Genomic DNA, 21,954 nt, shown 5'->3' on the forward strand with positions numbered 1-21,954 from the left:
GCCCCGGAGAGGGGGACGCATGGACTTCGGCTTCACGCCCGAGGACGAGGACTTCCGCACCCGGTCCCGCGCCTGGCTGGACGAGCATCTGTCCGGCGACTACGCCGCCGCTGCCGGACAGGGCGGACCCGGCAGCGCCCACGAGGCCGCTGCCGTCCGCCGCCGCTGGGAGCGTGCACTGGGCCGCGCGGGCTGGATCGGCATCGGCTGGGACCGCAGCCGCGGCAGCCACGGCAACCGCGCCGCCACCCTCACCCAGCAGGTCGTCTGGGCCGAGGAGTACGCGCGCGCAGGCGCACCCGGCCGGGTCGGCCACATCGGCGAGAACCTGCTCGCGCCCACCCTCCTGGCCCACGGCACCGATGAGCAGTGCGACCGCTTCCTGCCCCCCATCGCCCGCGGTGAGGAGCTGTGGTGCCAGGGGTACAGCGAGCCCGGCGCCGGGTCCGACCTGACGGCGGTGCGCACCACCGCCGTACGCGACTCCGCCGCGGACGGCGGTGCCGGGGGCTACCGGGTCACCGGTCAGAAGATCTGGACCTCGCTGGCCCGCGAGGCCGACTGGTGCTTCGTCCTCGCACGCACCGGACCGGGGACGCGCGGACGTCACGGGCTCTCCTTCCTGCTGGTGCCCATGGACCAGCCGGGCCGCGTCCAGGTCCGGCCGATCCGGCAGATGTCGGGAACGGACGAGTTCAACGAGGTCTTCTTCGACGGTGCACGCGTCGCACCCGGGCACCGGGTGGGCGCCGAGGGCGATGGCTGGCGCATCGCCACCTCCCTGCTCGCCCTGGAACGCGGAGTGTCCACCCTCGCCCAGCAGATCGGCTTCGCCGCCGAACTCGACCGCGTGCTGCGGCTCGCCCTGCAGACCGGCGCCGACACCGACCCCGTGGTCCGTGACCGGCTCGTGCGGGCATGGGCGGAGCTGCGGACCATGCGCTGGAACGCCCTGCGCACCCTGGGCGGCTCGGGCTCGGGCTCGGGCTCGGGCTCGGCCTCGGGGACGGGTTCGGGCTCGGAGACGAGTTCAGGCTCGGGCTCGGGGACGGGGCCGGGGACGGAGACGGGACCAGGCTCGGTGCCGGGCTCGGGGAACGGTTCGGGCGCGGGATCGGCTTCGGGCTCTGGGGCGGGCCCTGGGGCCCATGCGGGCACGGTTCCGGGCGCCCCCAGCGTCGCCAAGTTGCTGTGGGGGAGCTGGCATCAGCGCCTCGGGGAGCTGGCGATGCAGGTCCGCCAGGCCGCCGCCGCTCTGGGCCCGCACGACTGGTCGCCCCACCGGCCCTATGAACTCGATCCCCTCCAGCGATTGTTCCTCTTCAGCCGTGCCGACACTCTCTACGGCGGCTCGGACGAGATCCAGCGCGACATCCTCGCCCGGCACGTGCTGGGCCTGCCCGGGGAGGCACGTACGTGACGACGGAACCGGCCCCCGTACCCGCCCCCTCGCCTCCCGCGGGCGGCGCAGACCCAGCAGCCCGGCCACCGGCTCCCAGGGCCTACCGGCACTGGATCGACGGCGCCTGGCACCAGCCCGCCCTGGGCCACTATCCGATCACCGACCCGGCCACCGAAGCGCTGCTCGGCCACGCGCCCGAGGGGAGCGCCGCGGAGATCGACACGGCCGTCCGCGCAGCCCGAGCCGCCCAGGAGGCGTGGGCGGACAAGGATCCGCGCGAGCGGGCCCGAGTTCTGGAGCGGATAGCCGAGGTCCTCACCGCGCACGGGCCGGCATTGCTGCCCCTACTCCAGGCCGAGACCGGCGCCACCGTCAAGGTCGCGCGCGGCATGCAACTGCCCACCGCAGCCGACCGCTTCCGCCGCTATGCACGCGGCGCGCTGGAGCCGGACGTCCTTCCGCTGGCGCCGCAGCCCGTGGGGGCCAGTGCACTGGCCCCGGGAGGGCTGATCGGTGCGGCCGCGGTACGCCGCCCCGTCGGTGTGGTCGGCTGCATCACCTCCTACAACTTTCCTGTGGTCAACCTCGCGGGCAAGGTCGCGCCCGCGTTGGCCGTGGGCAACGCCGTGGTCTGCAAGCCGGCGCCGCAGGATCCGCTGAGCTGCCTGGAGCTGGGGCCGCTGCTGCGGGAGGCAGGGCTGCCGGACGGGCTCTTCAACGTGGTCACGGGCTCGGGCCCCGGGCCGGGGGAGGCGCTGGTCGCACACCCGGACATCGACATGATCAGTTTTACCGGCTCCACCTCCGTGGGAAAGCAGATCGCTGGGAACGCAGGACGAGACATGAAGCGCACTCTCATGGAGCTGGGAGGAAAGGGTGCGGCATTGGTGCTGGACGACGCGGTGGGCCGGGCCCGCGAAGCAGCACTGGGCTCGGTCGCCTCGACCTGGACCTTCCACAGCGGCCAGATCTGTACGGCACCGACGCGTGTGCTCGTACACGACTCGCTCCACGACGAGTTCGTGACTGCCCTTGCACGGTACGCCTCCGCACTCACGCCCGGCGATCCCACGAACGAGCGAACCGTGCTGGGCCCGGTCATCTCCGCGGCCCAGCGCGACCGGATCGAGGCGTACATCGCGGCCGCCCGCGCGCAGGGCGCCACGGTGCTGGTGGGCGGCGAACGCCCCGCGGCGCCCGGCACCGGGTTCTACGTCGCGCCGACGCTGCTCACCGGCGTCACACCGGAGATGACCGTGGCCCGCGAGGAATTGTTCGGGCCCGTGGTGGTCGTCCTCCCGTTCGCGGACGACGACGAGGCGGTGCGGATCGCCAACAGCACCCCCTACGGCCTCTACGACTACGTCTTCAGCGGCGACACGGGCCGCGCCTGGCGGCTGGCGGGGCGGCTGCGCTCCGGCAACGTCGGCATCAACACCGTCCAGCGGCATCCCGAGACACCGTTCGGCGGCTGCAAGGAATCCGGAGTGGGGCGGGACGGCGGCTCGTTCGGGCTGCACGCCTACAGCGAGCTCCAGTCGATCGTCTGGCCGTCGTGAAGGAGGCGGGAGCGGCATGAGAGGCGTGGTCCTGGAGGGCGCGCGGGCCCGGTGCGTGGACGATCTGGAGATCCGGCCGCCCGGACCCGGCGAGGTGCTGGTCGGCATCCGGGCGGCCGGGCTGTGCCACAGCGATCTGTCCGTCATCGACGGGACGATCCCCTTCCCCCGGCCCGTCGTCCTCGGGCACGAGGGCGCCGGAGTGGTCGAGGCGGTCGGCGACGGAGTGGTGCACGTGGTGCCCGGGGACCATGTGGCGCTGTCGACCATCGCGAACTGCGGCGCGTGCCCCCAGTGCGCGCGGGGCCGCCCCACCATGTGCCCCCGGGCTGTGGGCAGGCCGGAGCAGCCCTTCACCCGGCGCGGCGAACCGCTGTACAACTTCGCCGCCAACTCCGCCTTCGCCGAACGCACCCTCGTCAAGGCGGTCCAGGCCACGCCGGTGCCGCGCAGTGTCCCGCTCACCTCGGCTGCACTCATCGGATGCGCCGTCCTGACCGGTGTCGGCGCCGTGCTCAACCGGGCGCGGGTCGGCCAGGGCGAGTCCGTGGTGGTGCTCGGCGCCGGGGGTGTCGGGCTCAACGTGCTGCAGGGCGCCCGGATCGCGGGTGCGGCCCCCGTCGTCGCGGTGGACGCCAACCCCGGCAGGGAGGCTCTGGCACGGCAGTTCGGCGCCACCCATTTCGTCACCGCCGCACCGGGCGGCAGCGGCGCGGACACGGTCGCCGCCGTCACGGAGATCCTGCCGGAGGGGGCCGAGCACACCTTCGAGTGCGTCGGCAGCACCGCGCTCGTACGGCAGGCCGTCGACCTCCTCGGCCGCCGCGGCCAGGCCGTGCTGCTGGGCATGCCCCCGTCCGGTGCCGAGGCGGTCTTCCTGCCGGCCGCGCTGTTCCTGGACAAGTCCATCCTCGGCTGCCGCTACGGCTCCTCCCGGCCCTCCCGGGACATCGCGCTCTACGCGGACCTGTACCGGCAGGGGCGGCTGCTGCTCGACGAGCTGGTCACCCGCACCTACCCGGTCGAGGAGTTCGAGGCAGCCGCCGACGACGCCCACCACGGCAGGGTGGCCCGCGCGGTCCTCACGTTCTAGCCACTGCCGGGCCGGTGCCCCGACCCCGGGAGCGACGGCCGTACACGGCACCGCCGCAGGTCCCACCGAACCGCCGCGCGGTCCGCTCCGGCAGCGTGGTCTTGCTGCGGCCGCGTGGTCCGCTGCGGCCGCGTGGTCCGCTACGCCGCAGCGTGCGCAGCATCTGCCGCGTCTGCTCCCGCCGCCGTCTCCGCCCGGAACGTCCGGCGGTAGGCGCGGGGGGAGACACCCAGCGCCGCGTGGAAGTGCTGGCGGAGGGAGGCGGCCGTACCGAAGCCGGCGCGGGCGGCGACCCGCTCGACGGGCAGGTCCGTCTCCTCCAGCAGGTGGCGGGCGCGTTCGATGCGCTGCTGGGTCAGCCACCGCAGCGGCGTCACGCCGACCTCCTCGCGGAAGCGGCGGGTGAAGGTGCGGACGCTCATCGACTCGCGTGCGGCGAGTTCGCGGAGGGTCAGCGGCTGGTCGAGGTGGTCCAGGGCCCAGGAGCGTGCCGTTCCGGTGGAGGAGCGGCGGGGCTCGGGGACCGGGCGGCGGATGAACTGGGCCTGCCCGCCGTCGCGGTGCGGCGGTACGACGGTGCGCCGCGCCACCGCGTTGGCGACGGCCGCCCCGTGGTCCTCCCGCACGATGTGCAGGCACAGGTCGATCCCGGCCGCCTCACCCGCGGAGGTCAGCACGGCGCCCTCGTCCACGTAGAGCACGTCCGGATCCAGCCGCACGGCCGGATACAGGGCGCGGAAGCTGTCGGTCGACATCCAGTGGGTCGTCGCCCGCCGGCCGTCCAGCAGTCCGGCGGCGGCCAGGACGAAGGCGCCCGTGCAGATGGATGCCATGCGGGTGCCGGGGCGGACCCGCGCGAACGCCTCGCGGAGCGGTGCGGGCAGCGTGCCCTCGGTCTCTGTCTCGTCCGGTTCGTGGGTGGCGGGGACGACGACCGTGTCGGCCTCCGCCAGCGCTTCGGGGCCGTGCGCGACGTGGATGGGGAAGTCGGCGTCCGTACGGACGGTTCCCGGGGCGACGGCGCAGGTGAGGACCTCGTACAGCGGTTCGCCCTCCGCGGTGGCGGCGCGGCCGAACACCTGGTGTACCAGCCCGAGCTCCATCGGCAGCACCCCGTGCCTGACCAGCACGGCTACCCGGTGCAGCTCGGGGCGGGTGAAGGCGGCCATGGCCCGATCCTCGCACACAGTGCTCCTCGGGCCACCTGATCCGCACGGCTCCCCGTGCACCCGCTCCGCCGCCGTCGGGGCGTGCGATCCGTTCTTCTCTGTCCGGTTCGGTCCGCCTCTGTCGGGATCCGCCCAGCCCTGTCCGACAGGTCTGTTCGCCGGTGCCTGCCGAGGTGTGGCCAGGCGTGGGCCAGGTGTGGCCAGAATCTTGCACTCGTCGTCCATCCGGCCACTCGTTCCGATCCCCGGCCGGACGCAGGATCGGTGGCATGCAGACGACGACGCAGACGCAGACGAGGACGCAGGCGAAGGCGACCGGGGCGACGACGGCGGCGACGAAGAAGACGCTGTGGATCTTCGCCCACCCCGAGGCGCGTTCCCTGAACGCCGCGCTGCGGGACACCGGCGTCGCCGCACTGCGGGAACAGGGGCACCAGGTGCGGGAGTCCGACCTGTACGCGATGGGCTGGAAGCCGGTCGTCGACGGCGCGGACTTCCCCGGCAGAGCACCGGATCAGGAACGGCTGCTGGTCGGGGACGCACAGGAGCACGGATACGTCACGGGCGGTCTCAGTGCGGACATCCGGGCCGAGCAGGAGAAGATCGCGTGGGCCGACACCGTGGTCTTCCACTTCCCGCTGTGGTGGTTCGGGCCGCCCGCCATCCTCAAGGGCTGGTTCGACCGGGTGCTGGTGCAGGGCTTCGCGTTCGGCGTGCGGGACGCGCGGGGCGCCATCCGCCGGTACGGGGACGGCGGCCTGGCGGGCAAGCGCGCCATGGTCGTCACATCGGTCGGGGCGCGTGCTTCCAGTTTCGGTCCGCGCGGTGTCCACGGGTACGTCAACGACGTGCTCTTCCCGCTGCACCACGGAACGTTCTGGTACACGGGCATGGCGGCGCTCCCGCCCTTCGTGGTCTACGGCGCCGACCGGGCGACCGCGGCGGACGTCAAGGAGCGCCAGGAGGAGCTGCGCGAGCGGCTGCGCACCTTGGACACTCTCGACCCGCTGCCCTTCCGGTACGAGGCGGGCGGCGACTACGACGCCGATCTGGTGCTGCGTCCGGAACTCGACCCTGGCCGGACCGGACTGGAAGTGCACTCCAGGTGACCGGAAGAGCCGGCGGCGGGCGCCGGCGAGGGGGCGACGACGGGCCCGGACAGCCGCGGCAGCCGCGCTCGGTCCGGCCGTCGACCGGTGCGTCAGTCCCGGCCGTCGACCGGTGCGAAGGTGCCCAGGCGGCCCCGGTGGAAGACCAGCGGGTCCCCGGCGTCCTCGGCCGCGTCCAGCGCGCGTACCCGGCCCACCACGATGAGATGGTCGCCGCCGGTGTGCACGGCGTGGATCTCGCAGTCGATCCACGCCGCCACGCCCGCCAGCAGCGGCGAGCCCGTGACCGGTGCGGGGCGGTGCGAGACCCCGGCGAACTTGTCGGCGCCGCTCACCGCGAAGGCGCGGCACAGCTCGCCCTGGTCGGCGGCGAGGACGTTGACGCAGAAGACGCCGGCCCGTGCGATGCGGGGCCAGCTCGTGGAGGTGCGGCCCACCATGAACGACACCAGGGGCGGATCCAGCGACAGGGAGGCGAAGGACTGGCAGGCGAACCCCGCCGGCCCCGGTGTCCCGCCGGTCTCCGCCGCGGAGGAGGCACGTGCCGGGGTCCGTTCGCCAGGGTCCGGCGCAGCGGGCGCGGTGACGACGGTGACCCCCGAGGCGAAGCCGCCGAGCACGCGCCGGAAGTGGGCCGGATCGACGGGGGCGCGCTCGTCCTCGCGCACGGCGCGCAGGTCGGCCTTGGGGAGCGTGCCGGACTCCGCGCCCGTTCCGGTGCCCGGTCGGTCCGTGCCGGGCCGTCCGGAGCCGGGGTGGGTGTTGCGCGCACCGCGGGTGGCGCGGGCGGCCGGTGCGCCTGCGGCGCGCAGATAGCGCACCGCGGTGGCTGCCATTCCAGCGTGTCCCATCATGGATTCATCGCACCTGATGCTTCGTCAGATCGGAAGTTGCGGACCGTTCCTCGCTGTCGTGCCGACGCGCACGGCAACTCCAGAGTAACCACGGTGCTCCACCCCGCCTCGAAGCCGGGTCCACGGCACCGGGCGGAGCGCGCCGGGCGCGGCCGAGGAGGGGCCGGGCCGGTCAACGGCCCTCGAAGGCGGGATCGCGCCGCTCGACGAAGGCAGCCACGCCCTCCCGAGCGTCCCGGGTGGTCATATTGATCTCCTGCGCCCACGCCTCGGCGGAGAACGCGGCCGAGCGGCCCGCGTGCTGCGCGGAGTCGACCAGCCGCTTGGTGAGGGCCAGCGCACGGGTCGGCCCGGCGGCCAGCCGTTCCGCCCACTCCCGCGCGGTCCGCTCCAGGGCCGCAGCGGGCACGACCCGATTGACGAGCCCGAGCCGCTCGGCCTCCGCGGCGGGCAGCGCGTCCCCGAAGAACATCAGCTCCTTCGCCCGCCGCGGCCCGACCAGCCCGGCCAGCAGATAGGCCCCGCCCCCGTCGGGCACCAGCCCGCGGCGTACGAACACCTCCACGAACGACGCCTCCTCGGCGGCCAGCACCAGGTCGCAGGCCAGGGCGAGATGACAGCCGAGCCCCGCGGCGGTGCCGTTCACCGCGGCCAGCACCGGCTTCTCGCAGTCCAGTACGGCCGCGATCAGCCGCTGCGCCCCCCGTTCGAGCGTGCGGGCCACATCCCCGGCGACCCGCTCCCCGCTCCCGGAGCCGCTCCCGGAGCCACCCCCGGCGCCGCCGCCTCCCGCCCCGCCTCCGGAGCCGCTTCTGAGGTCGGCACCGGAGCAGAAGCCCCGGCCCCGCCCGGTGAGGACGACGGCCCGGACACCGGGATCCGCCGAGGCGTCGGCCAGCAGCGCGATGAGCCGCTCCCGCTGCGCCCAGGTGAGCGCGTTCAGCGTGTGCGGTCGGTCGAGGGTGATCCACGAGACGGCGTTGCGGGTCGCCTGCGCGACCGCGCACTCCGGCGGCTCCTCCTGGGGCGCCCCGCGCACACGGGCGGCGCGGGCGGAGCCTCCCTCGCGTACGGGCTCGGGCTCGCGCTCGGGCTCGGGCTCGGTCACAGGCTCGGGCTCGGGCTCGCACACGGGCTCGGTCACAGGCTCGGGCCCGGGCTCGGGGCCGGGCCCGGGCTCCGCGCGGGACATGTCACGAGGCGAGGACGTCACTGTGCAGCTCCTTTCACCGGCCGGGCCGGGGGCGCCGATCGTCGGAGGGGGCTCAACGGCAGACGGCCAGCGCGTCGAGTGCGACCGCGCCCTGTCCGCGCTCCAAAACCACCAGCGGGTTGATGTCCAGTTCCGCCAGCCCGCCGCTCCCGGTGTCCCCGCGGTGTGTGCCACCGTCGGGGCTCAGCTCCAGGGCCATGCGCTGCACCCGCAGGACGACCTCCACGAGCGCGTCGCTGTCGGCGGGCGGCCTGCCGCGCACCCCGTCCAGCAGTGCGGCGCCACGCAGTTCGCCCAGCATCGCGCGGGCCTCGTCCTCCCCGAAGGGCGGGACCCGCACCGCCGTGTCCCGCAGGACCTCGATCAGCACGCCGCCCAGCCCCACCGTCACGGTCGGCCCGAACAGCTCGTCCTGGGTGATGCCCACCGCCATCTCGATGCCCGGATCGACCAACTGGCACACCAGCACGCCCTCCGGCTCGACACCTTCGGCCAGGGCGCACTCGGTCAGTTCGCGATAGGTGTCCCGCACCTGGCTGGCGGAGGTCAGGCCGAGCCGGACGAGGCCGTACTCGCTCTTGTGCGCGAGCTGCGGCGCCGACGCCTTCATCACGACCGGATAGCCGACCTGCGCCGCCGCGCGGACCGCGCCCGCCGCACTGGTGCACAGGTGCTCGCGGGGGACGCGGATGCCGTAGGCGCGCAGCAGTTGCTTGCCCGCGTGCTCGCTCAAGGAGTGCCCCGGGCGCAGCAGCCCCTGGGCCTTGCGGAACGAGGGGGAGGGGTTGCGCGGCACCTCGTCGAAGGGGGAGCGGTAGTTCCGGGTGAAGCGGTGGTGGTCGAAGTAGGCGCGGAGGGCCCGCACGCAGTTGCCGAACGTGCGGAAGGTCGCCACCCGCGAGGAGCCCAGCAGGGTGTGCCGGTAGGCGTCCTCGGTGCCCACCGGGGAGCCCCATACGACGCAGACCAGCTTGTCCGTCTCCTCGGCGGCGTCCACCAGGTCCTGGGCCAGCCTGTCGCTCATCGGCGGGAAGGGCCCGGTGATGGGGCAGACCAGCACGCCGACGTCCGGGTCCGCCAGCAGCGCGTCGATGATCTTCCGGCCGCGCCCGTCGCCCACCGGGTGCCCCCCGTTGTCGACGGGGTTGGCGACCGGGAGGTAGTCGGGAATCCACTGGTGCAGCTCCGCCTGCTTCCGCGGGGAGAGGGCGGGCAGGCTCAGCCCCTCGGCGGTGGCCAGGTCGGCGAAGTGCGCCCCCGTGCCGCCCGATATCGCGTGCACGGCCACGCCCTCCGCCCGCGGCGGCCGGGCGCGCGCCAGCAGCGCGGCGGTGTCCTGCAACTCGTCCAGTCCGCTCACCCGGGTGACGCCGAACTGCCGCATCGCCGCGTCCGCGGTCGCGTCCGCTCCGGTGAGCTTCCCGGTGTGCGACGCGGCTGTCCGCGCGCCGGTCTCGGTGCGGCCCACCTTCACCGCGACGACCGGGACGCCGCGGCGCGCGGCGCGGTCGGCCGCCAGCAGGAAGGAGCGGCCGTCCTTGAGCCCCTCCAGATATGCGGCGACGGCCCCGACCTCGGGCAGGGTGGCGAAGTAGGAGAGGAAGTCCGCCGTCTCCAGATCCGCCTCGTTGCCGGTCGGCGCCCAGTGCGAGACCCGGATGCCCAGCTCCTGGAGGGCGAAGACGGGGCGCCCCTGGTGGCCGGACTGCGTGATCAGGGCGATGGCAGGCCCTTCGAGGTCCTCGCGGAAGTACTCGAAGGCGTTGAGGTTGGTGTTCGGGCCCAGCAGCCGCACCCCCGAGCGTGCGGCGGCCTCCGCGAGCCGGGCCTGCGCGGCCGCACCCGCCTCGCCGGTCTCGGCGAACCCGGAGGCGAAGACGACGGCGAACCGGGTCTTGGTGCCCTCCAGTTGGGCGAGGACGGGCAGTGGGTCGGCGACGAGCAGCACGGCCGTGTCCACCGGTTCGGGCAGTGCGGCGACGCTGGGGGCGCAGGGCAGCCCGAAGACCGTGCGCCGGTTCGGGTGCACCGGGTGCAGGCGCGCACCGACCCGCTCGGCCCAGTCGACCAGTCGGCGGGTGATCCCGGTGTGCGGCCGTCCCTCGGCGTCCGAGGCGCCGACGACGGCCACGGCCTCCGGGCGGAAGAACCGCTCCAGGTCCGGCACCGGCGCGTGCAGCGGCCGCCCGCTGACGTCGAGCGCCGCGCACGCGGGGTCTGCGGCGTCGGCGGCGTCCCGGGCCCGGCCGTGCACGGCGCCGCCGGGCGCGCGTTCGCCGCAGGCCAGTACCCGGGCCGAGCGTGCGGTCGTGGTGAGGGTCCCGTGAGTCGATCCGAGCATGTTCTCTCGCCCACTCCCGTGTGGTGGCCTGCCGGGGACTGACGCCTCCCGAGAACTGACGCTGTGTCAGATTACTGAACTGACGCAACGTCAGGAACCCCTCGTGCAGCGGACCGACGCCGCTGGGCCCGGCGGCGGTCGGCCCGAGCGGCGCGACGCCGCTGCCGTTGCGGCCGTCGTCGCCGGTCGCTCGGCCGGTGGCCCGAGCCCCGCCGCGGTGGCCCGATGCGCCCCGGGGCGCGCGTCCCCGGCGGGCATCGGCTCCTGGGCGCCGCCGGGGCCCTGCGGCTCTCCGCTCAGCGCGCGGCGCGCGCCACGGCCCTGGCGATCCGGCCGGCGTCCAGCGACAGTTCGCGCAGGGTGCCGCTCAGCGGATTCGAGAAGCCCGTGAAATAGAGGGCAGGCGCATCCGGGTGGGTGCGGCGGCCGTGTGCGCGGGGCAGGCCGCGGGAGTCGAGCACTCCCAGATGGCCGACCAGGTCCTCCAGGCCGCGCCGGTACCCGGTGGCGGCGACGACCACCTCGGGGGAGAGCGTCTCACCGTCCACGAGCGACACCTTGCCGCCGTCGAACGACTCGACGGCGGCCACCGGCTCGACCTTGCCGCGCCGTACCGCGGCCACGAGCCCCACGTCCAGTACCGGGGTCGCGCCCTGGCGGGCCCGGGTGTAGAGGCCCGTCTCCGGGCGGGGCAGCCCGTGCCGGGTCAGGTCCGGACCGGACATCCTGACGAGCTGCGCGGCCAGCCCGTCGCCGAGCCGCACCGGCAGCCTCCGGCCCAGGATCGCGCCGAGTTGCGAGGGCCAGCCGAGAGTGGAGCGGCGGAGGATGTGCGGAGGGGTGCGCACGGCCAGCCGGACGCGTCCGGCGCCGCCCTCGGCGAGGTCTGCGGCTATCTCGGCGCCGGTGTTCCCCGCGCCCACCACCAGGACGTCGCGACCGGCGTAGGGCGCGGGGGAGCGGTAATGGGAGGCGTGCAGCAGTTCCCCGGTGAAGTCGTCGCGGCCGGGCCAGGAGGGTACGTAGGGGGTGTGGTTGTAGCCGGTCGCGACGACGACGGCGGGTGCGGTCAGCCGCCGTCCGCCGTTGGCGTGCAGGATCCACCGTGCGCCGCCCGCGGGGGCCGGTGCGCCTTCCGTGTCGTCGGCCCGCTCCAGCCTGTGCACCTCGACCCCGGTGGCCAGTTCGATGCGGTGGTGCGCCGCGTATTGCTCCAGGTAGCGCACCACGTCGTCGCGGGCGACCCAGCGTCCGTACGCGCGGGGCAGGGGCAGCCCGGGGAGTGCGGACCGGGCCCGGGTGGTGTGCAGGCGCAGCCGGTCGTAGTGGCCGCGCCAGGAGGAGCCGACGGCGTCGCTCCGCTCCAGTACGACGGAGCTGATGCCGCGCTCCCGCAGGGCCGCGGCGGTGGCCAGGCCCCCGGGGCCGGCTCCGAGAATGTGGACGGGTGTGCCGCTGTCGGACATGGGCATGACCACAATCCTAGAGTGGCCCCGTCGGCTCTTGCGGACGAGCACCCGGAAGTCTTGCGGGCGAGCGCCCGGAGGCCCTACAACTGACGTGCCGTCAGTTGTCGCGGGCGACCGCGCCCGGACCGCGCCCCGGGCGCGGCGGCACGTCGTCGGTGCGAGGGGGTTCCGTGAGCGGACCAGCAGCACAGCAGCGGTTCGACCTGCCGGACATCGACGCCTTCACCGCGCCGTACTGGCAGGCCGCCGCCGAGGGGCGGCTCCTGGTGCGGCGCTGCCGCGCCGAGGGCTGCGGCGCGGTGCACCACTATCCGCGCGAGTTCTGCCCGCACTGCTGGAGTGCGGACGTCGACTGGGAGGAGGCCGACGGCCGGGCCACCCTCTACACCTGGTCCGTCGTCCACCGCAACGACCTGCCGCCCTTCGCGGCCCGGGTCCCGTATGCGGCGGCTGTGGTCGAGCTCGCGGAGGGGCCGCGCATGATGACGGAGGTCACGGACTGCCCGCCGGAGGCACTGCGGACGGGGATGGCGCTGCGGGTCGCCTTCCGGCCGGTGGACGCGGCCCTGACGGCCCCGACGGCCCCGACCGCGCCCGGCGACGGGGACGCGAAGGGCGCGAAGGGCGCGAAGGGCATGGAGGGCATGGAGGGTGGCGAGGGCGCCCGGCCGCTGCTCGTGCCAGTCTTCCGGCCCGCCGGGGAGTAGTCGCTCCCGAGGGTAATCGCTGGTGCGAAGGGCCGTGTCTGCCGCATGCTGGCCGGGTGCAGATCCGAACCGCCACCGAGGCCGACTGGCCCGCCATCCGTCCTTTCCTCCTGCGCATCGTCGCCGCGGGGGAGACTTACACCTACCCCCGCGACATGGACGAGGACGCGGCCCGCGACGCCTGGATGCTCCCGCCGCCCGGCCGCACCGTCGTGGCCGTGGACGACGACGGAACGGTGCTCGGGTCCGCCAAGATGAACCCCAACCACATGGGCGGCGCCGCGCACATCGCCAGTGCGAGCTTCATGGTCGACCCGGACCACGCGGGCAAGGGCGTCGGCCGGGCACTGGGCGAGCACGCGCTGGAGTGGGCCAGGCGGGAGGGCTACCGGGCGATGCAGTTCAACGCCGTGGTGGAGACCAACACCGCCGCTGTGGCGCTGTGGAAGTCGCTCGGCTTCGAGATCGTCGCCACCCTGGAGGAGGGCTTCCTGCACCCCCGGCACGGGTATGTGGGGCTGCACATCATGTACCAGCGGTTCTAGCGGCGGCCGACGGATCGGCACCGGCGGTTCCGCACGACCGCCCGGTTCAGCCGCGCCCCAGCACCACCGTTCCGGACGAGCAGAACCAGCCGCCCGTCCCCGAGGCGACGGCCAGTTCGGGCAGTGTCCCGTCGCGCCGGCGGACCTGCCGGCCGGCGCCGGCCTCGCCGCGGAGCTGCCGGACCGCCTCGACGAGCAGGAACAGCCCGCGCATCCCCGGATGGCAGGCGGACAGCCCGCCGCCGTCGGTGTTCACCGGCAGCGCACCCTCCCGCAGCAGCCGCCCGCCCTCGACGAACGCGCCGCCCTCGCCCTTGGCGCAGAAGCCCAGGTCCTCCAGCGTCACGAGGGTCATGTAGGTGAAGGCGTCGTAGATCTCCGCCAGATCGATGTCCTGCGGGGTCACTCCGGCCCGCGCGAAGGCGGCGGGTCCGGAGACGGCGGCGGGGGAGACGGTGAAGTCCGCCCATTCGGACATCGTCGTGTGCGAGACCGCGGTGCCCGAGCCGAGGATCCACACCGGTTCCGCGGCCAGGTCGGGCACCAGGTCCTCGGCGACGAGCAGCACGGCGCAGCCTCCGTCGGTGCGCACGCAGCAGTGCAGCTTGGTGAACGGGTCGGCGATCAGCGGTCCCGACAGCACGTCCGCCACGGTGATCGGCTCGCGGCGGAGCGCCTCGGGATTGGCCGCGGCGTTGGCGCGGGCCTGCACGGCGACCTGGGCGAGCTGTTCGAGGGTGGTGCCGTACTGGTGCATGTGCCGGCGGGCGGCCATCGCGTACTTGGCGACGAGCGTGTGCCCGTAGGGCACCTCGAACTGGAGGGGGCCGCGGGCGCCGAAGGAGAGGTCGGCGGTGCGGCGCCCGGCTTTGAGGTCGGCGCGCGGTGTCGCGCCGTAGACGAGGAGCACGGCGTCTGCCCGCCGCTGGGCTATGGCGTCCGCCGCGTGCGCGGCCATCACCTCCCAGGTGGCGCCGCCCACCGAGGTGGAGTCCACCCAGGTGGGCTGCAGCCCCAGGTATTCGGCGACGTCCACCGGGGCCAGTGCGCCCAGCCCGGCCGAGGCGAGCCCGTCCACCTGGGAACGGTCGACTCCGGCGTCGGCCAGGGCGCGGCGGGCGGCCTGCGCGTGCAGGGCGTACGGCGTCGCTGCGGCGTCCGGTGCTCCCGTGTCGCAGAGCGCGACCCCGGCGACCGCGACGCGGCGGGCGGTGTGATGCGGGCTGGTGGCGACCGGCATGAAACTGACGGTACATCAGATACGGCGCCGGGTGGCAGGGGCCGTGCCGGGTGCGCGGACCCTGGGCATTCCGTCCGCCGGTCTCTAATATGACGCTCCGTCAGTCATCGAGTCCGAGTCCGCCGTCGTCGAACCGCAGGGGGCGCTGCCCATGGACACCGCGTTCACCGAGGAGCAGGAGGCCGTCCGGCACACCGTGCGGGACCTCCTCGCACGGCGCTGCGGGCCCGAGGAGGTCAAGGCCGCCGTGCAGGCCCCCGAGGGGTACGACACGTCGCTGTGGCACATCCTCGCCCGGCAGCTCGGCCTGCCCGGCCTGGCGCTGCCCGAGACGTACGGGGGCGCCGGATGCGGCACCCTGGAACTCGCGCTCGCCTTCGAGGAGGCAGGCCGCACCCTGCTGCCCTCCCCACTGCTGCCCACCGCCGTCCTCGCCGCCCCGCTCGTGGCCGGGCACGGCAGCACCGCCCAGCGCGACCGGCTGCTGCCGCTGCTCGCCTCCGGCGAACTGACCGCCACCCTCGCCGTCCCGGGCCGCGCACTCGCGGCGGCCCTCGGACTCACCGGCTCCGCGCGGGAGTGGGCGGGCGGCGGCCGCGCGGGCGGAGTCCAGGCCCGCCGCACGGACGCCGGGTGGCGGCTGTACGGGGAGGTGGCGCAGGTGCTCGGCGGGCACAGCGCCGGGCTGCTGCTCGTCGCCGCGCACACCGGCGGCTTCACCCGCAGCCGTACGCCGCTGTTCCTGGTCCGCGGTGACGCGCCCGGCCTGGTGCGCACCCGGCACACCGTGCTGGACGAGACGCGCCCGGCGGCCCGCATCCAACTGCGCGACGTCGAGGCGGCCCCGCTCGGACCCGTCGACGGCGGCGACAGCAGCGGCGCCCGCGGCGGTACCGACCGGGACATGTGCTCCGCGCTCCGGGCGGCCGGGCCGCGCGCCGCAGCGGTGCTGGCCGCCGAGGCGGTGGGCGCCGCGGACGGCGCGCTCACCCGTACCGTCGAGTACGTCAAGCTGCGGGAGCAGTTCGGGCGACCCATCGGCTCGTTCCAGGCGGTGCGGCACCGGCTGGCGGACGTGTACGTGCAGGTCCAGGCAGCGCGCTCGGCCGCGTACTACGCGGCATGGACGGCCGCGCAGGCCGACGGCATTGGCCTGGCCGACAGTACTGGCCTGGCCGACGGCGCCGACCGGCTTGCGCAGGCTGCCCGGGTCGCCGACGGTCCGCCCGGCGGCGCGGCGGGCGACGATCCGGCGACGGTGAGCGCGCTGGCGCTGGCGCAGGCGCTGGAGACGCAGCGGCTGGCCGCGGCCGAGGCCGTGCAGCTGCACGGCGGGATCGGGTTCACCTGGGAACACGTGGCGCACCTCTACTTCAAGCGCGCGGCGGGCGACGAGTTGCTGTTCGGGCCTGTGCACCGGCTGCGGGCGCACGCCGCGGACCGCGCGGCGCTGTTCGGGCCGCGTGCGAGGGTGTGCGCGTCGTCGGCGGCGGCTGTCTGATGGCCGGGTCCGGTACCGTGAAGCTGATCCGGAGGGCCTCGTCGACCAGGGCCTTCGCCCGGATCGCACCGTATGTGATCCCCGCGCTGGACCGGGCCGTGCACCGCCTGTCCGGCGGGCGGACCATGCTCAGCACCCGGCTGCTGCCCGGTGTCGTACTGACCTCGACGGGGGCCAGGAGCGGGCAGCCGCGGCGCACACCCCTGGCGTGCCTGCCCGAGGAGGGGCGGGGGAGCTGGCTGCTGGCGGGCAGCAACTTCGGCAGGCCCGGCCATCCTGCCTGGAGCGGCAATCTGCGCAGGAACCCGGAGGCGTGGATCAGCTACCGGGGGCGGGACATCCCGGTGCGGGCGCGGCAGTTGGAGGGGGACGAACGGGAGCGGGCGTGGCGGGAGCTGCTGCGGTTCTGGCCGCCGTACGCCGCGTACCAGTCCCGGACGGAGCGCCGGATCCGCATCTTCCGGCTCGAACGCCGTGTTCCCGGAAGGCAGGAGCCCGGAGGCCGTGCGCCCGTAGGTCCTGCGCCCGGAGGTCAGGAACCCGGAGGCCCTGCGCCCGGAGGCCAGGAGCCCGGAGGCCAGGAACCCGGAAGTCGCGCGTCCCGAGGTCAGGAGCGCGGACGCGGGAAATCCGCGGCCCATGAGCCCGGACACCGTGGGGCCGGAGGCCGGGAGCCCGAAGGCCGGTGACGGGGCCGGTGGTTGCCGGGGGAGCGGCCGGGGCGGCTACTTGGCGGGCTTCTTGCCCGTCACCCCGAGGTGGACCAGCAGGGCCAGGCTCGGCTTCAGCTCCGCCTGTTTGACGCCCCAGCTCTGGAAGCCCTTCTGGTGCCCGGCGACCGAGGCCAGCATGGCGACCAGGGAGCCCGCCACCGCGGCGGCGTTGACCTCCTTGTCGACCCTGCCCCGGGACTGGAGGTCCTTGATCGCGTCGGCGAGGGAGTTGTTCACCGAGTTGAGGACCTTCATGCGGATCTTGTAGAACCGCTTGTCGCCCTCGGCGGCGCCCAGGTCGACCACCCGCAGGATCGCGTCGTTCTTGCGCCAGAACCCCAGGAAGCCCTCGACCAGGTCCTCGGCCGTCTGCCGGCCCGCCTTGCCGGTCCAGGAGCGCCCGGCCACCAGGTCGGTGAGGGCCGCGCCCTCCTTGGCCATGGCTTCCGCGATCTCCAGGACGGCGCCCTCGACATCGGGGAAGTACTGGTAGAAGGTCGCCGGAGAGGTGCCTGCTCTCCGGGCCACGTCGATGACCTTGACGTCGCGGTAGGGCGAGGAGCTGAGCATCTCGCTGAGGCAGTCGAGCAGCTTCTGCCGTGTCGCCTGACCGCGGCGTCCGGCCACCCGGCCGTCGACGGTTCGCACTTGTCCTGTCATGCCGTCAGCTTACCGAGGGGTGATCGGCCCGCGATTCGTCAGCGGGCAAACGGGGTGTGCTCACTTCTCCGGCGGGGGTGAGGGCAATCGGGGTGATACTCGTCCGAGGGAGCACGTCGGATTCTCCGGCCCATCCGGGGCTTTGTCCGCCTGCGGCGACACGTACGTGCCGCCCCCGGGTTCGCAACCGGCGCGTTCGCCAGGAAGAATCAGCGTCCGGACCGCCAGGTCCGGCACGGCAGTGAGAGGCTGCACGGGGTGGGAACGGGCAGATTTTACGGCCCCTACGGGGAGGTGGCAGGACAAGTGGTGGAGCAGCTCACACAGCACGATCCGCGGCGGATCGGCCCGTTCGAGGTGTTGGGCCGTCTCGGCTCCGGCGGTATGGGGCTGGTCTACCTCGCCCGCTCGGCGTCCGGCCGCCGGGTCGCGATCAAGACGGTGCGCACCGAGCTGGCCGAGGACCAGCTCTTCCGGGTGCGTTTCACCCGCGAGGTCGAGGCGGCCCGTGCCGTGAGCGGCTTCTACACCGCCGCCGTCGTGGACGCCGACCCGCGCGCCGCCGTGCCGTGGCTGGCCACCGCCTATGTGCCCGCGCCCTCCCTGGAGGAAATAGTCACCGAGTGCGGACCGGTACCGGTGCAGGCCGTGCGCTGGCTGGCGGCGGGGGTCGCCGAGGCACTCCAGTCCATCCACGGCGCCGGCCTGGTGCACCGCGACCTCAAGCCGTCCAACGTGCTGGTGCTGGAGGACGGCCCCCGCGTCATCGACTTCGGCATCGCCTCGGGGGTCTCCAACACCCGGCTGACCATGACGAACGTCGCCGTGGGCACGCCCGCCTACATGTCGCCCGAGCAGGCGCGGGACTCCCGCAGCGTCACCGGGGCCAGCGACATCTTCTCGCTCGCCTCCACCCTCGTCTTCGCCGCCACCGGCCACGCGCCCTTCCACGGCGCCAACCCGGTGGAGACGGTCTTCATGCTGCTGCGCGAGGGTCCCGACCTGGAGGGGCTGCCGGAGGCGCTGCGGCCGCTGATCGACTCCTGTATGCGGATGGCCGCCGAGGAGCGGCCCACGCCCGCCGATCTGCAGGCGCAACTCGCCCCGCACCTCTTCGGCGCGGGGAGCGACGACAGCGGCACGGTGTCGGCATGGCTGCCGTCCACGGCCGTCTCGCTGATCGAGCGCCGCAGAGGCGGCCGCACGATGCGGCGGCAGCACGCGGTCGCGGCCGACGGAGCAGCCGCCGGAGCAGCCGTCGGGTCCGGGCCCGGCGCGGCCGGGGGCGGACCGGGTGCCGCGGCCGCCGCCGGAGGCTCGGCCCTGGGGTCCGTGGGCCCCGGCGGGCCCCCGGCCGCCGGACGCGCGGCCTCCGGACAGGACCCCGCCGCCTCCGGACCAGGGGGGCCCGGTGCCGCCGTCGCGGAGTGGGACCAGGGCATCCCGCCCGGGCCGCCTGCCGTCGGCTCCGCCACCGGGCCGTCCGGCGCCGAGGGCGGGTCCGCACCCGACGGGGTGCCGGGCCCGGTGTCCGGCTCCTCACCGGGAGCGGCCCCGGACGCGGGGCCGGTCGTCTCGCGTCCCGCCGCCCAGCCCGGAACCCCCGGTGCCGGGTCCGTGCAGTTGCCCGGCGCGCAGGTGCCGATCGGACCCGGACCGCGGCGTCCGGACGAGACCGGCCGGGACGCCGAGGCGGCCGCCACCTCCGGCTGGGTGCGTCCGCCCGCCGGCCAGGACGGCGCGCAGGCCGCCCAGCCGTATGCGCAGCAGCCGCCCAGGCCCGCTTCGGCGGCGGTGCCGTCGCTGTCGTCCGCCGAACCGGCAGCCCCGGCACCGTCCGCTCCGCACCCGCTGGCCCGCCCCTACGGGACTCCCGGTCCGCGGCACGCCGGGAACGCCGACCACGGTCCGGGTCAGCCGTCCGCCGTGCCCCCGCCCACCGGTCCGCCGCTCCCGCAGCACTCCGGGGTGCCGCAGTCGCCGCCGCCCGCGGGGCCGGGCCAGGCCGGCGGCCCGCAGCCCGGTGGCCCGCAGCGCTGGCGTCCGTGGCGGTTCCGGATGTCGAACGACGTGTGGGGCTCGCCCGTGGTCGCCGACGAGCTGGTGTACGTGACCTCCTTCGAGGTGCACGCGCTGGACGTGGCGAGCGGGCGCAGGCAGTTCAAGACCCGGGAGGTCGCCTGGTCGATGGCGGTCTCCGGGGGCCGGGTGCACGCCTCGGACGGGCCCAGCCTGTACGCGCTGGACGCCACCGACGGCTCCGAGCGGTGGCGGCTGGCCACCGACGGCTGGGTCTACTCGCTCCAGGTCGCCCGCGGCACCGTGGTCACCGGTACCCGTGGCGGCGGGGTCCAGGCGTGGGAGGCCGCCAGCGGCGAGAAGCTGTGGGAGCTGACGGGCGCGCAGGCCGACTTCGAGACCCCGGAGGCGGGACCGGTCATCGCCGACGGCGCCGTCTGCACCTGGGCCGACGGACGGCTGTACGTGCTGGAGGCGCGGACCGGCGCGGAGCGCTGGTCCTACCCGGTGGGCGACGCCTCCGCCACGGGCGGGGTCCCCGTGCGGGTGACGTCGGCGCCGGACGGAACCCTGTACGTGTGTGCGGGCTCCCGGGTGTTCGCGCTGGACGCCGCGACCGGGCGCGAGCGCTGGCGGTTCGACGCCCCGGCCGCCTTCCTGTGCCCGCCCGCGTTCGTACCGGGCCCCGGGGTGACGGGCGGGGGCATCTACCTCGCCGACTACCTCGGCACCGTCTACGCGCTGGACTCCGGTACCGGCCACGACCGCTGGCGGATCGCCACCGAGCCGCGGCACTCGACCGAGCCGGTCGTCACCGCGGACGGGCTGGTGCACCTCGGCAGCGGCAGCGCCCTGTACACGCTGGACGCGGTGAGCGGGACGCCCCGCTGGCGTTTCGCGACCGGCGCCGACGTGGTGGGTGCCCCCGTCGTCGCCGACGGGCGGGTGCACTTCGGCTCCGCCGACCACTGCCTCTACACCGTCGACGCGGTGGGCGGGCAGCTCCGCTGGAAGCTGGCGACCGGCGGCGAGATCACCGGCTCGCCGGTGGCCGTCGGCGGGGTGGTGTACGCGTGCAGCAAGGACCGCTGCGTCTACGCGCTGGACGCCACGAAGGGCACCGGCCAGGCCCGGCACTCCGCCTGAGCTCCGCTCCTGCCGGTCCGGGCCCCGGGCGCATGTCCGCCGGCCCCTTCCCCGGGCGCACGCTGTGGCGCGTCCGGGGAAGGGGCCGGCAGCGGGGTGGGGGTGTGCTCAGGCCGCGTCCCGCCCGCGGTGCGGCCAGGTGTCTTCATCGTCGGGGTTGCCGGGGTTGCCGGGGTTGCCGGGGTTGCCGGACCGTCGGCTCCCGGAAGGCGGCCCCGCGCCCTCGGGCCGCCGCTCGTACGGCTCGTCCAGCGGAGCTCCCTGGGTACCGGGCTGCGGCTGGTAGGGCTCGGGCCTCTCGGGCAGCGGCGGCTCCGTGTGCATCTGCCGGGGCCCGCCGTACGGTTGCTGCGGCGGCGGTGCCCCCGGCTCGGGTGGCGGCGGCCCCGGGTACCCCTGTGGCGGCGGAGGGGGCCCGCCCGCGCCCGGTCCCGGCGGGGGCTGCTGCCACCGGGGATCGGCGTAGGGCCGCTCCGGCGGCGGGGGGCCCACGAACGGCTGCTCCAGAGTGTCCTCGGTGCGGTCCGGTGCCCCGTGGAAGGGCGGGGCCGCGGCCCCCGGTTCCGCCGCGTGCCGCCGCCGGGCCGCGGTGCGGCGGCCCGTCATCAGGGCCCCGGCGAGCAGCAGCAGGAATCCGCCGCCCAGGGCGAGCCAGGCCCCGGAGGCGAGCCCGCCGGTGTTGCCTGCGGAGAGGCTTCCGGCGGCCTGCCCCTGCCGCACCATCCACAGGACGGTGACCGCCAGGCCCAGCACGCCCGCCAGCGCCACGGTCAGCCGCGAACGCAGCAGCACGCCGAGCACGGCGATCACCGCCACGACCAGCATCAGCACGAACAGCCCGGTGAACAGGGCCGCACCGGCGCTGGTGACGCCGGTCCCCGTGAAGAGGTCGTCGATGCGGAAATCACGCCCGAGGCGGCCGTCGTACCACGGTCGGAAGGGGCTGTATACGGCGGCCGCCGCTCCGATGAGGGCGAGCAGGGACCCGAGAAAGTTCCGGATCATGGTCTCGCCTCGCTTTCCGGCGCCGCTCCCGGCGCCGCACGGGTGCGTGATCCACATCCGACGCTACGCCGCCCGGAACCCCCTCGCCACTGCGCGCGTCCTGAGCCGATGATAGGAGTTGTACTGCACGCGACAACTGCCCAGCGGGTGCGTCGCGCCCTGGGTGCCGTGTGCCGCGGCGCGCACCGACCGTCGCGGAACGACGTCTC

16 protein-coding genes and 1 pseudogene are annotated in these 21,954 nt (G+C 74.9%); 9 read left to right on the forward strand and 8 right to left on the reverse strand.

The window, feature by feature from the left end; translation table 11 throughout:
* The first annotated feature begins 19 nt into the window (after positions 1 to 19).
* The 3 genes from BMX65_RS25360 to BMX65_RS25370 are packed head-to-tail and all read left to right on the forward strand — an operon-like array spanning position 20 to position 4,054.
* A complete protein-coding gene (locus BMX65_RS25360) occupies positions 20 to 1,420 on the forward strand; it encodes an acyl-CoA dehydrogenase family protein (protein WP_075002665.1) in 1,401 nt (466 codons plus the stop codon).
* Positions 1,417 to 2,961 (forward strand): aldehyde dehydrogenase family protein, encoded by a 1,545-nt coding sequence (locus BMX65_RS25365; RefSeq protein WP_079172073.1) that lies wholly within the window; start codon positions 1,417 to 1,419, stop codon positions 2,959 to 2,961. Before BMX65_RS25360 ends, BMX65_RS25365 begins: the two co-directional genes overlap by 4 nt.
* A 16-nt stretch (positions 2,962 to 2,977) precedes the next feature.
* Positions 2,978 to 4,054: an alcohol dehydrogenase catalytic domain-containing protein gene (locus tag BMX65_RS25370; protein ID WP_075002666.1), complete on the forward strand. Its 1,077-nt coding sequence runs from the start codon at positions 2,978 to 2,980 to the stop codon at positions 4,052 to 4,054.
* A gap of 140 nt (positions 4,055 to 4,194) precedes the next feature.
* Here BMX65_RS25370 and BMX65_RS25375 read toward each other — a convergent pair whose 3' ends face one another.
* Positions 4,195 to 5,223 (reverse strand): GlxA family transcriptional regulator, encoded by a 1,029-nt coding sequence (locus BMX65_RS25375; RefSeq protein WP_075002667.1) that lies wholly within the window; start codon positions 5,221 to 5,223, stop codon positions 4,195 to 4,197.
* 269 nt (positions 5,224 to 5,492) lie between these two features.
* On the opposite strand from BMX65_RS25375, the gene BMX65_RS25380 reads away from it, so the two are divergent.
* The gene (locus BMX65_RS25380) at positions 5,493 to 6,332 is read left to right on the forward strand and encodes an NAD(P)H-dependent oxidoreductase (RefSeq protein ID WP_239502213.1); all 840 of its coding nucleotides are present in this window, start codon (positions 5,493 to 5,495) and stop codon (positions 6,330 to 6,332) included.
* A 92-nt stretch (positions 6,333 to 6,424) separates the two neighbouring features.
* On the opposite strand, the gene BMX65_RS25385 is transcribed toward BMX65_RS25380, so the two are convergent.
* The 4 genes from BMX65_RS25385 to BMX65_RS25400 all read right to left on the reverse strand — a co-directional run bounded on the left by BMX65_RS25385 (position 6,425) and on the right by BMX65_RS25400 (position 12,206).
* Positions 6,425 to 7,168 carry a flavin reductase family protein gene (locus BMX65_RS25385; protein WP_075002668.1) on the reverse strand — a complete coding sequence of 248 codons (744 nt, stop codon included), beginning with the start codon at positions 7,166 to 7,168 and terminating at the stop codon, positions 6,425 to 6,427.
* A 190-nt stretch (positions 7,169 to 7,358) separates the two neighbouring features.
* Entirely contained in the window at positions 7,359 to 8,225 is an 867-nt protein-coding gene (locus BMX65_RS25390) for an enoyl-CoA hydratase/isomerase family protein (protein ID WP_075002751.1), read from the reverse strand.
* Positions 8,226 to 8,451: 226 nt separating this feature from the next.
* Entirely contained in the window at positions 8,452 to 10,740 is a 2,289-nt protein-coding gene (locus BMX65_RS25395) for an acetate--CoA ligase family protein (protein WP_075002669.1), read from the reverse strand.
* Between the two features lie 296 nt (positions 10,741 to 11,036).
* Positions 11,037 to 12,206: a flavin-containing monooxygenase gene (locus tag BMX65_RS25400; RefSeq protein WP_177214346.1), complete on the reverse strand. Its 1,170-nt coding sequence runs from the start codon at positions 12,204 to 12,206 to the stop codon at positions 11,037 to 11,039.
* 173 nt (positions 12,207 to 12,379) lie between these two features.
* Here BMX65_RS25400 and BMX65_RS25405 point away from each other — a divergent pair, with 173 nt between their 5' ends.
* Entirely contained in the window at positions 12,380 to 12,916 is a 537-nt protein-coding gene (locus tag BMX65_RS25405) for a Zn-ribbon domain-containing OB-fold protein (RefSeq protein WP_079172075.1), read from the forward strand.
* A 56-nt stretch (positions 12,917 to 12,972) separates the two neighbouring features.
* Positions 12,973 to 13,461, forward strand: a complete 489-nt coding sequence (locus BMX65_RS25410) for a GNAT family N-acetyltransferase (protein WP_079172076.1) — start codon at positions 12,973 to 12,975, stop codon at positions 13,459 to 13,461.
* A 46-nt stretch (positions 13,462 to 13,507) separates the two neighbouring features.
* Here the strand turns inward: BMX65_RS25410 and BMX65_RS25415 are convergent, their stop codons facing one another.
* Positions 13,508 to 14,701 carry a thiolase C-terminal domain-containing protein gene (locus BMX65_RS25415; protein ID WP_075002671.1) on the reverse strand — a complete coding sequence of 398 codons (1,194 nt, stop codon included), beginning with the start codon at positions 14,699 to 14,701 and terminating at the stop codon, positions 13,508 to 13,510.
* 151 nt (positions 14,702 to 14,852) lie between these two features.
* Here BMX65_RS25415 and BMX65_RS25420 point away from each other — a divergent pair, with 151 nt between their 5' ends.
* Both BMX65_RS25420 and BMX65_RS25425 read left to right on the forward strand, forming a co-directional pair.
* A complete protein-coding gene (locus BMX65_RS25420; protein WP_075002672.1) occupies positions 14,853 to 16,202 on the forward strand; it encodes an acyl-CoA dehydrogenase family protein in 1,350 nt (449 codons plus the stop codon).
* Positions 16,202 to 16,678, forward strand: a pseudogene (locus tag BMX65_RS25425) (nitroreductase/quinone reductase family protein); the annotation flags it as partial. The gene BMX65_RS25420 and the pseudogene BMX65_RS25425, both read left to right, overlap by 1 nt.
* 249 nt (positions 16,679 to 16,927) lie before the next feature.
* Here BMX65_RS25425 and BMX65_RS25430 read toward each other — a convergent pair.
* Positions 16,928 to 17,575, reverse strand: a complete 648-nt coding sequence (locus tag BMX65_RS25430) for a TetR family transcriptional regulator (RefSeq protein ID WP_075002673.1) — start codon at positions 17,573 to 17,575, stop codon at positions 16,928 to 16,930.
* Between the two features lie 306 nt (positions 17,576 to 17,881).
* Between BMX65_RS25430 and BMX65_RS25435 the strand changes: the two genes are divergently transcribed.
* The gene (locus BMX65_RS25435) at positions 17,882 to 20,740 is read left to right on the forward strand and encodes a serine/threonine-protein kinase (RefSeq protein ID WP_075002674.1); all 2,859 of its coding nucleotides are present in this window, start codon (positions 17,882 to 17,884) and stop codon (positions 20,738 to 20,740) included.
* A 108-nt stretch (positions 20,741 to 20,848) separates the two neighbouring features.
* Here the strand turns inward: BMX65_RS25435 and BMX65_RS25440 are convergent, their stop codons facing one another.
* Positions 20,849 to 21,745, reverse strand: a complete 897-nt coding sequence (locus tag BMX65_RS25440) for a Trp biosynthesis-associated membrane protein (RefSeq protein ID WP_075002675.1) — start codon at positions 21,743 to 21,745, stop codon at positions 20,849 to 20,851.
* Positions 21,746 to 21,954 lie beyond the last annotated feature (209 nt).

The sequence above is a fragment of the Streptomyces qinglanensis genome (assembly GCF_900111245.1).
Taxonomy (GTDB): domain Bacteria; phylum Actinomycetota; class Actinomycetes; order Streptomycetales; family Streptomycetaceae; genus Streptomyces; species Streptomyces qinglanensis.

Bases quoted from the DNA above. Each gene is read 5' to 3' on its own strand.
- BMX65_RS25360 (WP_075002665.1), top strand. From the start codon at position 20: ATGGACTTCGGCTTCACGCCCGAGGACGAGGACTTCCGCACCCGGTCC.
- BMX65_RS25370 (WP_075002666.1), top strand. From the start codon at position 2,978: ATGAGAGGCGTGGTCCTGGAGGGCGCGCGGGCCCGGTGCGTGGACGAT.
- BMX65_RS25375 (WP_075002667.1), bottom strand. From the start codon at position 5,223: ATGGCCGCCTTCACCCGCCCCGAGCTGCACCGGGTAGCCGTGCTGGTC.
- BMX65_RS25380 (WP_239502213.1), top strand. From the start codon at position 5,493: ATGCAGACGACGACGCAGACGCAGACGAGGACGCAGGCGAAGGCGACC.
- BMX65_RS25385 (WP_075002668.1), bottom strand. From the start codon at position 7,168: ATGGCAGCCACCGCGGTGCGCTATCTGCGCGCCGCAGGCGCACCGGCC.
- BMX65_RS25395 (WP_075002669.1), bottom strand. From the start codon at position 10,740: ATGCTCGGATCGACTCACGGGACCCTCACCACGACCGCACGCTCGGCC.
- BMX65_RS25400 (WP_177214346.1), bottom strand. From the start codon at position 12,206: ATGTCCGACAGCGGCACACCCGTCCACATTCTCGGAGCCGGCCCCGGG.
- BMX65_RS25415 (WP_075002671.1), bottom strand. From the start codon at position 14,701: ATGCCGGTCGCCACCAGCCCGCATCACACCGCCCGCCGCGTCGCGGTC.
- BMX65_RS25420 (WP_075002672.1), top strand. From the start codon at position 14,853: ATGGACACCGCGTTCACCGAGGAGCAGGAGGCCGTCCGGCACACCGTG.
- BMX65_RS25430 (WP_075002673.1), bottom strand. From the start codon at position 17,575: ATGACAGGACAAGTGCGAACCGTCGACGGCCGGGTGGCCGGACGCCGC.
- BMX65_RS25440 (WP_075002675.1), bottom strand. From the start codon at position 21,745: ATGATCCGGAACTTTCTCGGGTCCCTGCTCGCCCTCATCGGAGCGGCG.